A 14,507-nucleotide genomic window follows, 5' to 3' on the forward strand; every position below is an offset into this window, starting at 1 on the left:
TAAATTACGAATGAGTGAACACTTAAAGGAATTTGAAAATTTGTAATCGTAAATGGCAGCCTTGTAATTAGTAATTAGTAATTGGAAGAAATGGATAAGACATTATATACGATAATCGTTCATTCGGAGAACTTCGCCGGTTTGCTGAATCAGGTAACCGCAGTGTTTACCCGTCGCCAGATCAATATCGAGAGCCTGAATGTATCGGCTTCGTCCATCAAGGGCGTACATAAGTACACCATTACCGCATGGACGGATAAAGACACCATTGAGAAAGTAACCAAGCAAATCACCAAGAAGATAGATGTGCTGCAAGCACACTACTTCACGGATGATGAGATCTATCAGCACGAAATTGCATTGTATAAGATAACAACCCCGATACTGGAAGAAAAACCGGAGGTATCGAAAGTGATCCGTAAGTATAATGCACGCATTGTAGAGGTGAATGCTGTGTTTGCTATCGTAGAGAAGAATGGTATGGGTGAAGAAATCACCAATCTTTATGATGAGTTGCGTGCCCTCGACTGTGTACTTCAGTTTGTTCGTTCGGGACGTGTGGCTATCACCACCAGCTGCTTTGAGCGTGTGAACGAATACCTTGCCGACCGTGAAACTAAATATCGCTTGAAAAAAGAAAAGGAGCAAAATAATGAGTGAGAATAGTAATAAGGTAGGAAAATATCAGTTTGTAGCGGAACCCTTCCACGTGGACTTTACCGGACGCCTTACTATGGGCGTATTGGGAAACCATTTGCTGAATTGCGCCGGTTTCCATGCCAGCGACCGTGGATTCGGTATAGCTACGCTGAATGAAGATAATTACACATGGGTGCTCTCACGCCTTGCCATCGAACTGGATGAGATGCCTTATCAATATGAGGATTTTACCATCTGGACTTGGGTGGAGAATGTGTACCGCCTCTTCACCGATCGTAACTTTGCCCTGTTGGACAAAGACGGAAAGAAGATTGGCTATGCGCGTTCCGTATGGGCTATGATTAACCTCAATACCCGCAAGCCTGCCGATTTGCTGGCATTGCACGGAGGTAGCATCGTGGATTATGTGTGCGATGAACCTTGCCCTATCGAGAAACCCTCGCGAATTAAAGTGACCTCTACCGAACCGGTAGCTGCATTGAAAGCTAAATACAGTGATATCGACATCAACGGGCATGTGAACAGTATCCGCTACATCGAACATATCATGGACTTGTTTCCGATAGAGATGTATAAGGAAAAGCGTATCCGTCGTTTTGAAATGGCTTATGTAGCCGAAAGTTATTACGGCGACGAACTTACACTCTATAAAGATGAGTTGGAAGACGGAGTTTTTGATATTGAAGTGAAAAAGAATGGTAACGAAGTCGTTTGCCGTTCGAAAGTAATATTTACAGAGAAATAATTTTATTAATCATTAGTTGGCGCAAGCCACAAATAAAAAACTAAAAAAGAAAATGGCACAGATGAATTTTGGCGGTGTTACTGAAAATGTAATGACCCGCGAAGAATTTCCTTTGGAAAAAGCACGTGAGATTTTGAAAGATGAGACAATTGCAGTGATCGGTTATGGTGTACAGGGACCGGGACAGGCATGTAACCTGCGCGATAATGGTTTCAACGTAATTGTTGGACAGCGTCCGGGAAAGACCTATGAGAAAGCAGTAGCTGACGGATGGGTACCGGGTGAAACACTGTTTGGCATTGAGGAAGCTTGTGAGAAAGGTACTATCGTTATGTGCTTGTTGTCCGATGCAGCTGTAATGTCTGTATGGCCTACTATCAAGCCTTACCTGACTCCTGGAAAAGCTCTTTACTTCTCTCATGGTTTTGCTATCACTTGGAGCGACCGTACAGGTGTAGTTCCTCAGAAAGATATCGACGTAATCATGGTAGCTCCTAAAGGTTCGGGTACTTCATTGCGTACTATGTTCCTCGAAGGCCGTGGCTTGAACTCTTCTTACGCTATCTATCAGGATGCTACAGGCAAAGCTATGGATCGTACCATCGCATTGGGTATCGGTGTAGGTTCAGGATATTTGTTCGAAACTACTTTCCAACGTGAAGCTACTTCTGACCTGACAGGTGAGCGTGGTTCATTGATGGGTGCTATCCAGGGATTGTTGTTGGCTCAGTACGAAGTATTGCGCGAAAACGGTCATACTCCGTCAGAAGCATTCAATGAAACTGTAGAAGAATTGACTCAGTCATTGATGCCGTTATTCGCTAAGAATGGTATGGACTGGATGTATGCTAACTGTTCGACTACTGCACAACGCGGTGCTCTGGACTGGATGACTCCGTTCCACGATGCTATCAAGCCGGTAGTACAGAAATTGTATGCAAGCGTTAAGTCCGGTAACGAGGCTCAGATCTCTATCGACAGCAATTCTCAACCTGATTATCGTGAGAAACTGAACGAAGAACTTCGTCAGTTGCGCGAAAGCGAAATGTGGCAGACTGCTGTTACAGTTCGTCAATTGCGTCCGGAAAATAACTAATCCTTCTCGGGGATAAGAATAAAAATGCCCGAATACTTGATTTCGGTGTTTCAATGTAGTATATTTGTAACCGTAATCCTGATTTAAGTTCGGGAAGAAGACAATGGGAGGAGTAACGTAAGTTGCTCCTCTCTTTTTATATAATAAGGTATGAAATTACTGAAAACGCATCCTCTTTTGCTGCAAAACATATGATGTAATCATTCAAAACACACTATCTGGTGAGGTAAAAGACACTATGTAATAGAGGTAAACATATCATCTGCTTTGCGAATGATGTAATAGATAGACTAAGCTTTTCTTATCCTGTTAATACTTTATAAATCTGCTATTGACAGAAATCGTGTAATTGTTTATAATTGGAAGATAGATTTTCTTATTTCGAATAATAGTTGATTTATAAATGCTAAAATTTGTGTATTTTAGAAATAGTATTCGCTTTTTATTCAATATGTGGCTGTTTTTTGCTACTTTTGCACCAAATTAACAACATAAAGACGAGCGTGCTATGACTAAAGAAATTAGTTTCAGGGCAATACGCAACGCATTCTACTTTCTACTATGCAACGTATTGGTCATTTTTGTAATGTTGGGGTGTACCCGTGATGTATATGATCCTAATGGTAATGGAGACGATGAGAACCCAAATCCTTTCCCATTTTCTACTACTGCTACTATTCAACTGAATGTGAAGTATGATGTCCCCAAAGGATATAAAGTACTTTTTAATGTTTATCTTGAAAATCCATTTATGACAAATGATGAGGGACAAGTGGTGCTGCGTACCGATCTGGCTCCTGTGGTGACTCGTATGACGGATGAAAACGGTGTATATAATGGCAAAGAAACCATCACGGCTGATCATGGTTCGGATGCTTATATTTATACCTCCTATGTCGGAGTTCCTGGATTATTCAAGACATCGCTTAGTGATAATGCGATTCATGCAGATATTAAATGGGAATTAACCGGAAATACCCCTCACACACGTGCAGGGAACTGGACTGTTCCGAGTGGATATGGAGTTTTGGGAACTTGGGCAGACAATGGCCGTCCCAATTATTTGGATACTGAAGGGGAGCTAAGTTTATCGGAATCTATTCTGAATACAATTAAGAATGTAATTCCTGAGAGAGGTACTTGCCCAAAGAAGTATCGTCAGTCTGCTGATTTTGAGGTGAAGGATCCGGAAGGTAGAAATGCTGAAATATTTGTTCGTTTCATAGGTGGAACCAGTGGTGCGGCAAGTGCTTTCGGTTATTATTGCTATAAGTCCGGTGCTTCTGATGAGGATATAAAAGCTGCAAAGAAGTATATTGTTTTCCCGAATACGCACACCATTAATTATTATGGACGACCTGTTGGGCTAAAAGGTGGAGAATGTGTTAAGTTGCATTATATTAATGAGGATGGTGTAGATAAGGGAACTGAATTCCCTAATGGAGTGAAGATCGGTTGGTTTCTGTTAAATGACTCTTATTTCAAAGGCGGGAATGGATTGGGGACTTTCTATTCAACTATAGCATTGAATGGTGATGGACGTACACATACGGCTGCTTTCCGCATCAATGACTTTGTGGTACTTTCATTTGAAGACTGGACCGATCAGGATTATAATGATGTTCAGTTCAATATATGGTCTAATCCGATAGAGGCGATAACTCCTGATGTGCCCGAGGTGAAACCTGATGAGGGTGATAAAGAAGATGAATCTGTAGCTTACCGTATGACATATAAAGGTATTCTTGCATTTGAAGATAACTGGCCGAATAAAGGCGATTATGATTTGAATGATGTCATTGTGAAGTATAATTCTATTTTGAGTTTTAATACGAAGAATGAAGTTCTCTCTACTGAAGATACTTTCACGGCGCTTTGGTCAGGTGCTTCTTTCCATAATGGTTTTGGATATGAGATGAATACCGACCGTTCTAATGTGATTACTACATTTGTGGAAAATCCGGTGGCTGATATCAATCAAGGAATAGACAAGGACCTTTCTAAAGCAACGATCAATGTCTTTTTCAATGCGCTTTCTGTTACGGGTGACAATACGAAAACAGAAACTTATAAGATTAGGAATAAGTTAAGTACTCCTGTAGATCATGAGACTTTTGGTATATCTCCTTATAATTCGTTCATTATGGTTCATGATAATGCTGGAGATAACAGATGTGAAGTGCATCTGATAAACAATAAACCGACGACAAAGGCAAATATGGATTTGTTTCACACAGGCAAAGATTTATCTTCACCCAGTACCGGAATCTATTATGTAGCTGCTGAGAATTATCCTTTCGCCATTAATCTGGTTGATGCGGAAGAATTCAGCACCACTGAAACTCAGAGTGTGGATAAAAGCTATCCTAATTTTGTGAGATGGGTTGAATCTAATGGTAGCGAATGTAAGGATTGGTATAAGTAGGAAAATCCTTTTTAAAGTTATTATAAGAAACTACGCAACTTCTGTGCATTGTGCACGAAGTTGCGTAGTTTTTTTGTGCTGTGGGATTGCATTGTTCAATCTTCCATTTCTGAACTCTTTCTTTAAATAAGTGGATTTAGTTTTAAAAATAATATTAGATTACATAATTCAACCAACTGATAGAGGAAATATTTTTTGATTTATAAATATTTGCATGTTTGTAAAAGATTGGTGACAGTGTGATGTGTTTGCAGTGGTTTATAAATGTTAAACAGATTTTGAATAATCAATAAATGATTTATATATACAAGTTATATGTTGATTAAAAATAGGTTATGAAAGTATTCTATTGATTATTTATGATTCTATAAGAGTTGTTGATTGAGTGATTTATCCTGAAAAATAAACTTGTGTATTTGATTATTATGACAAAATAAGTTATATGTTTGTAACGATATTAATTTTATAACTCACAATAATATGAAACGGATTAAAAGAAACAGTTTGGTTACGGGGCTCTATGCACTGATGCTGATGGGGATTGTAACAGGATGCGACAAGGACGTTTATAATCCAGGTAACGACGATGATGGCAAACTACCACCAAAAGAAGATTACTTTGATTTCGCTTTGACGGGGGATGTACAGTTAAATGTAAACTATGATGCACCAGGCTATCGGGCTGTTATTGAGGTGTATGATCAGAATCCTATGGAGGATCGCAGGACAAAGAAGGAGGGAATTTCACCTATTTTTGTGGCGTATACCGACATTAATGGAAAGTATGAAGGCAAAATGAATATTCCTACAGCTGTAAAAGAGGCATACCTCTATACAGGCTTGTTCGGTTTGCTGACTTGTGTAAAATTGGAGGTTTCGGCAAGCGGGTATACGTATGATGCTACGAAGAGTACGCTAGGAACACGTGCTGCAGCTGCTAAGAAATCCTGATCAGATAAATCTAAAGGTTCCTGCAGGTGGTTCGACCGTAAGTGTATCATTCATGGGGGAGGCTGCTGCATACTTGAATTCATTTGGTTATTATTATTATCCCACAGGTCAGACAGTAACTCCCGAGAGTTTTTACAAGATGAAAAAATACCTTATTTTCCCGAATTCAAGCGGTGGAGATGAGCAAAGCACAATGACTCTGAAAACAGGACAAACGGCAAAACTATTGTATTTTGATAAAGATGGTAATCAGTCAGAATCTTTCCCTGAAGGGTATACTATTGGCTGGTTTTTAATTAGTAATGGCTTTGGAAGTGATGCTAATATTGCTCTTGGCTATGTAAAACAATTGGATGAGCTTGGATATAGTAACCCTTCCCTTTATAGTGGATATCGCAATGCCTGTATGTCTGACGATGCTGGCACTGATCGTCGTTTTATATCTGTATATGATGAAAAGTCTAAAATGCGTATCATTGGTATTGAAGACTATGTAAAATCAAGTCAAGCTCCGGATGATTATAAGGATTTGCTGTTTGCTGTTACCACTTCTAAAGATTTAGGTGGTGGTGATTTGGAACCGGTACCTCCTACTGATCCGGATCCGGAACCTGTTGTACTTCCGCTAAAAGGTACTCTTGCTTTCGAAGATATCTGGCCCGGTGGTGGTGATTATGACTTGAATGACGTAATGATCGAATATAATCGTAATATTACTTTTGATGCAAATAACAAAGCTACTAAGACTGTAGAGACATTTAAGGCTGTTCAGAAAAAAGGTAGTGCTACCAATAATAATTTCTTTGCTTGCCAGTATAAACATCTGGGAAAAATGACATTACCTGTAGGGGTGAGAGCTGAGACTGCAACGAATTCATTTGTTATTGAAACCAGTGCAAAAGAGATTGCTGAAGGTACAGTTTATACGATTGAACGCGATTTGACAGGTTTAGGCTTGACGCAGACTGATGTAGCCAGTGACTTTAATCCGTATATTATCACTAGACAATATACCACTGAAAACAGAGTAGAGGTACACTTGCCACTGGCTGATATGACTTCTTCTGCTGACGTATCATTGATGACAAAAGATAATGCATATTATGTAGGTTCTAAAGATGGCAGTCAATTCCCATTTGCTATCAATATTCCTATTACAGGCTTTGTTCCGGCTGATGAAAGTTATAGAATTGATTTGGAAGGACAATATCCGGCATTTGCCAGTTGGGCTAAATCTAAGGGTACGACAAATCAAGATTGGTATAAAACAGGTAAAGGAGCGAAATAGACCAATGTTGATTAGTAAGTAGTTCTTCTCTCTTATTTTGCGCGGGCTATATGAAAGCAAAGCATCATAGGGCCGCGCTCTTTTTATGGTTTTATAGTACCTGTATATTCCAGAAATTTACGATAAAAAGCATGGTGTGCTAAAGTTGCAGCTTCTCCCAATATCACCAATTTCATGCGGGCACGGGTGATGGCAACATTCATTCTTCGTAAATCATTCAGGAAACCAATCTGGCCTTCTTCATTGGCGCGGACAAGACTAATGAAAATGACATCACGTTCCTGTCCCTGAAACCCATCTACTGTGTTGACTGTGAGTAGACTGCGGTAAGACTTAAATGAACCGCTTGCTTTAATCTTATTGCGAAGATATTGCACTTGGGCTTTGTAAGGGGAGATTATACCGAAATCGATTCGTTCTTCTAATACGCGTTTTCCACCTATCCGGTTAATATAAGCTTTTAATTCCTGAAGCAGTAAATCAGCTTCTGCTTTATTGATACGCCCGAATGTTTCCCCAATGAATTCTTCCTTAAAATCCATTTCAGAAGTATCTATCCAACTGATAGGCGTATCCCAATCGAGAATACCGCGGTATCGTATCTCCGGAGCCGCTTCCAGTTCTCCGTTGTAAAACCATTGTGAGGGAAATTTCATGATTTCTTCATGCATACGGTATTGTACTTTCAATAGAGAGACGGTACTGGGTTTATTGGCAACGACTCTTTCCATCAATGTACATTCCAATCCTTCACGGGCAGCTTCGTAACATTTTATAGTAGGTGGGAGCTGGCAATGATCACCTGCCAGAACTACACGGTCAACTTTGCGAATGGCTATCCAGCAAGCAGCCTCCAAGGCTTGGGCGGCTTCATCAATAAAGAGTGTACCGAAGCGGCGCCCGTTCAGTACGCGGTGATTGCTACTGACAAGAGTGGAGGCTATGACATGGGCATTGTCGAAAAGATCGGCATTGATTTGTATTTCCAATTGTGTGGCACGATCACGCAGACGGCTCATGCGATTGCGGGCGCTTTCACGTTCCTCGTAACTACCCCGATGTTTGCCGCCCATTTCACGCATGGCTTTGCGTATACTCCATAATTCAGAGTAGGCCGGGTGTCCTTCGAATCGGCGTTCATAAGTGAACGAAAGCATTTTGTCGTTTACCCGGGTGGGATTGCCAATGCGCAGGACATTCACACCACGGTCTACGAGCTTTTCACTGATCCAGTCGACAGCGGTATTACTTTGAGCACAGACCAATACTTGCGGTTCGCGGTGTAATGTTTCATAGATAGCTTCTACGAGAGTGGTTGTTTTCCCTGTTCCCGGAGGCCCGTGTACAATAGAAACATCTCGGGAGTACAACACTTTATTCACCGCATTTTCCTGTGTAGAGTTCAACCAGGGGAAACGGACTGGGTAGAGCTCACGGAATCCGGGTTTCAAAGTTCCCAGCATGATATCTCTCAATTCTGCCAATCGATTGCCCTTGGCGCGAATTACATCGGAGAGGGCCTCGAACATGGTGCGGTAGGAAGTTTCATCAAAATAAAGCTGTACTCCAAGGTTTTCGGCTGATTGCACTTCCAGTATAGCACCTGCACCGGGCATCACAACAACCATACGTGTTTCGTTGGCATAACTGATGGTACCAATGGAATTGAAATATGTGATCTTATCGTCGTATCCTTTACGGAAAAAACAGACAGGACGCCCGAATTCAAAATTATGTTCTATATCAGTATCTTCCGTATGTGTAATTTCTATTACTAATTGATTCAGTGAATTGTAGTAACTTCGTCCGGGAGTGGCAGGATACCAACAGAGTCCCCGTTTTACCTTGCGGGAGATACCCATGGTTTCGGTCTGCCGTTTGAATTCTTCTTTTTCGAATTCATATTCCATACGCAGGAGCAGTTCTTGTTGCTGAAGATGGTCGGTTGGGGAAAGGAGGTTATTGCTCATATTATTATTAAATCTCTTACAAAGGTAATCATTCTTCGCTTTTGCACGAAGAAAAGCTTTAATTTGTTAAACCTTTAACTATTTTAGTTTGTTTATTATATTAATTTGTAATCTTTACAATATTGGAAAACTAAAAATAAATGTGATTATGGTGTATGACGTAACTATGTTAAAGGCCTTTTATGCTTCTTATAAGGGGAAAATGGAACACGTGCGGGCAGTGCTGCAACGTCCGCTGACATTAGCAGAAAAGATTTTGTATACTCATCTGTTTGATGAGAAGGGGGTAAAAGACTACAAACGGGGAGAAGATTATGTGAACTTCCGCCCTGACCGTGTAGCGATGCAGGATGCAACGGCACAAATGGCATTGCTGCAATTTATGAATGCAGGTCGCGAGCGGGTTGCCGTACCTTCGACCGTACATTGCGACCATCTGATACAAGCCTATAGAGGGGCTCGGGAAGACATTGCCACTGCTACCAGGACAAATGAAGAAGTATATGATTTTTTGCGTGATGTCTCTTCCCGGTATGGTATCGGTTTCTGGCAGCCGGGTGCAGGTATCATTCATCAGGTAGTATTGGAAAATTATGCCTTCCCTGGTGGAATGATGGTAGGAACGGACTCTCATACACCCAATGCAGGTGGCCTCGGTATGGTTGCCATCGGTGTCGGTGGTGCCGATGCGGTGGATGTGATGACCGGTATGGAATGGGAATTAAAAATGCCCCGTTTGATTGGTGTACATCTGAAAGGTGAATTAAATGGTTGGGCGGCTCCAAAAGATGTGATTCTGAAGTTGGCAGGTATCCTGACGGTTAAAGGCGGTACAAATGCAATCATTGAATATTTCGGACCGGGCACGGCTTCTTTGTCCGCTACCGGTAAGGCAACTATTTGTAATATGGGGGCCGAAGTCGGTGCCACTACGTCACTTTTCCCTTACGATGATCGTATGGCTACTTATCTGAAAGCTACCGGTAGGGAAGAAGTGGCAGAGATGGCTGATTCTGTGGCGGGTGATCTTCGTGCAGATGCCGACATCATGATTGCCCCGGAGAAGTATTATGATCGGGTCATTGAGATTGACCTTTCCAGACTGGAACCTTATATTAATGGTCCTTTTACTCCCGATGCCGCTACGCCCATTTCCGAATTTGCAGAAAAAGTGTTGGTTAACGGTTATCCGCGCAAGATGGAAGTCGGATTGATAGGTTCATGTACCAATTCATCTTATCAGGATTTAAGTCGTGCCGTTTCCCTGGCCCGCCAGGTTGAAGAGAAGCACCTGAAGGTAGCCGCTCCCCTGATTGTGAACCCCGGATCTGAACGGATACGGGCTACTGCGGAGCGGGATGGTATGATAGGAACTTTTGAAAAAGTCGGTGCTACAATTATGGCAAATGCCTGCGGTCCCTGTATCGGTCAGTGGAAACGTGAGACGGATAACCCCACTCGCAAGAATTCTATCGTAACCTCTTTCAACCGTAATTTTGCTAAACGTGCAGACGGTAATCCGAATACGTATGCCTTTGTCGCTTCACCCGAATTGACGATGGCGCTGACAATTGCCGGAGATCTTTGTTTTAATCCGCTGACAGATGTATTGGTGAATCGCGAAGGTGAAAAAGTAAAACTCTCCGAGCCTGTGGGTGAAGAATTGCCACCGAAGGGATTCGCTGAAGGTAGCGAAGGATATATAGCCCCCGGCTGTGAGAAGACTGAAATCAATGTGAATCCCCATTCGCAACGGCTCCAATTGCTACAGCCATTCCCTGCCTGGGAAGGAACCGATTTGCTGAATATGCCGTTGCTGCTTAAGGCACAGGGCAAATGTACTACCGATCATATTTCAATGGCAGGTCCGTGGCTTCGTTTCCGTGGACATCTGGAAAATATTTCGGATAACATGCTGATGGGTGCTGTGAATGCTTTTAATGGTGAAACTAACAGTGTTTGGAATCGTTCGACTAATGTATACGGTCCCGTTTCCGGTACGGCAAAGATGTATAAGTCCGAAGGGATTTCTTCCATTGTGGTAGCCGAAGAAAACTATGGTGAAGGTTCCAGTCGTGAACATGCCGCTATGGAACCCCGTTTCCTGAATGTCCGTGTGATTCTGGCAAAGAGTTTTGCCCGTATTCACGAAACGAATCTAAAGAAACAAGGCATGCTGGCATTGACTTTTGTGGATAAAGCCGATTATGATAAGATTCAGGAACATGATTTAATTTCGGTAATCGGATTGACGGACTTTGCTCCCGGCCGTAATCTTAAGATTGTCCTTCATCATGAAGATGGTACGAAGGAAAGCTTCGAAGCTCAACATACGTATAATGAACAGCAGATAGGCTGGTTCCGTGCCGGTTCTGCTCTTAATGCAAGATAGAAAGATGGATAAAATTACAGTACCTTTTATTACAGGTGATGGGGTAGGAGTTGAAATTACTCCTTCTATGCAAGCTATTGTGAATGCTGCCGTGCAGAAAGCATATAGCGGCGGGCGGCAGATTGAATGGATGGAAGTGTGGGCAGGCGAACGGGCTTTTGAAAAGTGCGGGCTGTGGTTGCCTGACGAAACGATGGAAGCTTTCCGTGATTATAAAGTGGGTATCAAAGGTCCGCTGACGACTCCTGTCGGTGGTGGCATCCGTTCATTGAACGTGGCATTGCGCCAGACACTGGACTTGTATGTATGCCTGCGGCCGGTTCGTTGGTATCAGGGCATCCACTCTCCGGTTCGTCATCCGGAGAAGGTGAACATGACTGTATTTCGTGAGAATACGGAAGATATTTATGCAGGTATCGAGTGGGAAGCCGGTACACCGGAGGCTGAGAAGTTCTATAAGTTTCTGCACGATGAGATGGGGGTAAAGAAAGTACGGTTCCCCAAGACGTCTTCTTTCGGTGTGAAACCTGTTTCAAAAGAAGGAACGGAACGATTGGTACGTGCTGCCTGCCGGTATGCACTTGAGAATAATCTGCCTTCCGTGACGTTGGTGCACAAGGGAAATATTATGAAGTTTACCGAAGGAGGTTTCAAAAAGTGGGGCTACGAGCTGGCTGAACGTGAGTTTGGAGAAGCATTGGCTGACGGAAGACTGGTGATAAAAGATTGTATTGCGGATGCTTTCCTACAAAATACATTGTTGATTCCTGAAGAATATTCTGTGATTGCTACCCTTAATCTGAATGGAGATTATGTTTCCGATCAGTTGGCTGCCATGGTGGGCGGTATCGGTATTGCTCCCGGTGCAAATATCAACTACCAGACCGGACATGCCATCTTTGAAGCCACCCATGGTACGGCACCGAATATTGCAGGCAAAGATATTGTGAATCCCTGTTCCATCATTCTGTCTGCCGTAATGATGCTCGAATACTTTGGTTGGAAAGAATCTGCTTCTTTGATAGAACATGCCTTGGAACGAAGTTTCCTTGATGCCCGTGCTACCGCCGACCTGGCGCGCTTCATGCCCGGCGGCGTCTCTTTGTCCACTTCTGCCTTTACCCGGGAGATAGTGGAAAGAATTGAAAAATAATACTAACGATTAAAACGATACGAAAATGAAGAAGGAATATTTAGTGTATAAGCTTTCCGAGGATATGAAGGAAGCAGTTCGGATTGATACCGAATTATTCTCCAAATTTGATGTGAAGCGCGGCTTGCGTAATGAAGACGGCACGGGCGTGTTGGTTGGACTCACCAGAATTGGTAATGTAGTGGGTTACGAACGTATTCCTGGCGGTGGCTTGAAACCTATCCCGGGTAAGTTGTTCTACCGTGGTTATGATGTAGAGGATATTGTCCATGCTTTTGTTAAAGAGAAACGTTTCGGGTTTGAGGAAGTGGCTTATCTGTTACTGTCCGGTAATTTACCCGATAAGGAGGGGTTAGCTTCTTTCCGTGAACTGATTAATGATAATATGCCGTTGGAACAGAAAACCAAGATGAATATTATCGAACTGGAAGGAAATAATATTATGAATATCCTGGCACGCAGTGTACTTGAGATGTATCGTTTTGATCCTGCTGCCGATGATACTTCCCGTGACAACCTGATGCGCCAGAGCATTGAATTGATTTCTAAGTTCCCGACTATTATTGCGTATGCATATAATATGTTGCGTCATGCCACTTTCGGCCGTTCGCTGCATATTCGCCATCCGCAGGAAAATCTTTCTATAGCCGAAAATTTCCTCTATATGCTGAAACGTAATTATACACAGTTGGATGCCCGTACACTCGACCTTTTATTGGTGCTTCAAGCAGAGCATGGTGGTGGTAATAACTCCACTTTCACGGTTCGTGTTACTTCTTCTACCGGAACGGATACATACTCGTCCATTGCCGCAGGTATCGGTTCGTTGAAAGGTCCGCTTCATGGCGGTGCAAATATTCAGGTGGCTGATATGTTCCATCATTTACAGGAGAATATTCAGGACTGGACGAGTGTGGATGAAATCGACACTTACTTCACCCGTATGCTGAATAAGGAAGTTTATAACAAGACCGGATTGATTTACGGTATCGGACATGCTGTTTATACAATTTCCGATCCACGTGCTATCTTACTGAAAGAACTGGCTCGTGATCTTGCCCGGGAAAAAGGTAAAGAGCGCGAGTTTGCTTTCCTTGAACTCTTGGAAGAACGTGCTATCGAAACTTTCGGTCGCGTGAAGAATAATGGAAAGACGGTATCGAGCAACGTTGATTTCTATTCCGGCTTTGTTTATGAAATGATTGGATTACCGCAGGAAATCTTTACGCCATTGTTTGCTATGGCTCGTATCGTCGGCTGGTGTGCGCACCGCAATGAAGAATTGAACTTTGAAGGTAAGCGTATCATTCGTCCGGCATACAAAAATGTACTCGAAGATACGGTTTATGTACCTATTAAGAAGCGATAAATAGGAGTAAAACGGGAAAGAAAAGAAGTGATTAGTGTTTAGTGATAAGTGATAAGCGCCATTCGGGATATTATTTTTTAGACGCGGATGACGCGGATAACGCGGATTTAAAAGGCTGCGCTATAAAAAAATAAAAAAAAGATCCGCGTCATCCGTGTCATCCGCGTCTAAAAGATTATTTATCATTTAGTTCATAACCCTCCAGTAATGAGACCGTTTTTTCTAAACTGTTTGTACTGATTTATTAATACTAAAAGTGCTTTTGTAACTAGTTGACTATTAGAGGTGTATAATAACCCTATCTCAGTATACGACTGAGGTACCCTAAGTATGATACTGAGATACCCTAAGTATGGGACTGAGATACCCTAAGTATGCAACTATGTCTCATTCTGTTTTCTTTAGTAAGTAACTTTGTACTCATTTCTGACGTAAATCGCTAACTTATCACTTTGATT

General features: G+C 42.2%; 10 protein-coding genes. 9 read left to right on the forward strand and 1 reads right to left on the reverse strand.

Going from position 1 to position 14,507, the window contains the following annotated elements; genetic code table 11:
* The first annotated feature begins 90 nt into the window (after window positions 1–90).
* The 6 genes from ilvN (at window position 91) to DW036_RS10355 (ending at window position 7,165) form a co-directional block, all read left to right on the forward strand.
* Window positions 91–660, forward strand: a complete 570-nt coding sequence (ilvN, locus tag DW036_RS10330; protein ID WP_007210376.1) for an acetolactate synthase small subunit — start codon at window positions 91–93, stop codon at window positions 658–660.
* Window positions 653–1,405, forward strand: coding sequence for an acyl-[acyl-carrier-protein] thioesterase (locus tag DW036_RS10335; protein ID WP_118463927.1), 753 nt, complete (start codon window positions 653–655; stop codon window positions 1,403–1,405). The genes ilvN and DW036_RS10335 overlap by 8 nt, the downstream gene beginning before the upstream one ends.
* A gap of 52 nt (window positions 1,406–1,457) precedes the next feature.
* Window positions 1,458–2,501 (forward strand): ketol-acid reductoisomerase, encoded by a 1,044-nt coding sequence (gene ilvC / locus DW036_RS10340; RefSeq protein ID WP_118463930.1) that lies wholly within the window; start codon window positions 1,458–1,460, stop codon window positions 2,499–2,501.
* Window positions 2,502–3,009: 508 nt separating this feature from the next.
* Window positions 3,010–4,926 (forward strand): LruC domain-containing protein, encoded by a 1,917-nt coding sequence (locus DW036_RS10345; protein ID WP_118463933.1) that lies wholly within the window; start codon window positions 3,010–3,012, stop codon window positions 4,924–4,926.
* A 480-nt stretch (window positions 4,927–5,406) separates the two neighbouring features.
* Complete coding sequence (locus DW036_RS10350) at window positions 5,407–5,877, forward strand: hypothetical protein (RefSeq protein ID WP_118463936.1); 471 nt, start codon at window positions 5,407–5,409, stop codon at window positions 5,875–5,877.
* Complete coding sequence (locus DW036_RS10355; protein WP_147401467.1) at window positions 5,852–7,165, forward strand: LruC domain-containing protein; 1,314 nt, start codon at window positions 5,852–5,854, stop codon at window positions 7,163–7,165. Before DW036_RS10350 ends, DW036_RS10355 begins: the two co-directional genes overlap by 26 nt.
* 83 nt (window positions 7,166–7,248) lie before the next feature.
* Here the strand turns inward: DW036_RS10355 and DW036_RS10360 are convergent, their stop codons facing one another.
* A complete protein-coding gene (locus tag DW036_RS10360) occupies window positions 7,249–9,135 on the reverse strand; it encodes an AAA domain-containing protein (RefSeq protein WP_118463942.1) in 1,887 nt (628 codons plus the stop codon).
* Window positions 9,136–9,283: 148 nt separating this feature from the next.
* Between DW036_RS10360 and DW036_RS10365 the strand changes: the two genes are divergently transcribed.
* From DW036_RS10365 to DW036_RS10375, 3 genes are read left to right on the forward strand one after another with little or no spacing between them, the layout of a single operon-like run.
* The gene (locus DW036_RS10365; protein WP_118463945.1) at window positions 9,284–11,527 is read left to right on the forward strand and encodes an aconitate hydratase; all 2,244 of its coding nucleotides are present in this window, start codon (window positions 9,284–9,286) and stop codon (window positions 11,525–11,527) included.
* A gap of 4 nt (window positions 11,528–11,531) precedes the next feature.
* Window positions 11,532–12,680, forward strand: a complete 1,149-nt coding sequence (icd, locus tag DW036_RS10370) for an NADP-dependent isocitrate dehydrogenase (protein ID WP_118463948.1) — start codon at window positions 11,532–11,534, stop codon at window positions 12,678–12,680.
* 25 nt (window positions 12,681–12,705) lie between these two features.
* Window positions 12,706–14,049 (forward strand): citrate/2-methylcitrate synthase, encoded by a 1,344-nt coding sequence (locus tag DW036_RS10375; RefSeq protein WP_118463950.1) that lies wholly within the window; start codon window positions 12,706–12,708, stop codon window positions 14,047–14,049.
* Window positions 14,050–14,507 lie beyond the last annotated feature (458 nt).

The organism is Bacteroides sp. AF39-11AC (genome assembly GCF_003474285.1).
Lineage (GTDB): Bacteria > Bacteroidota > Bacteroidia > Bacteroidales > Bacteroidaceae > Bacteroides.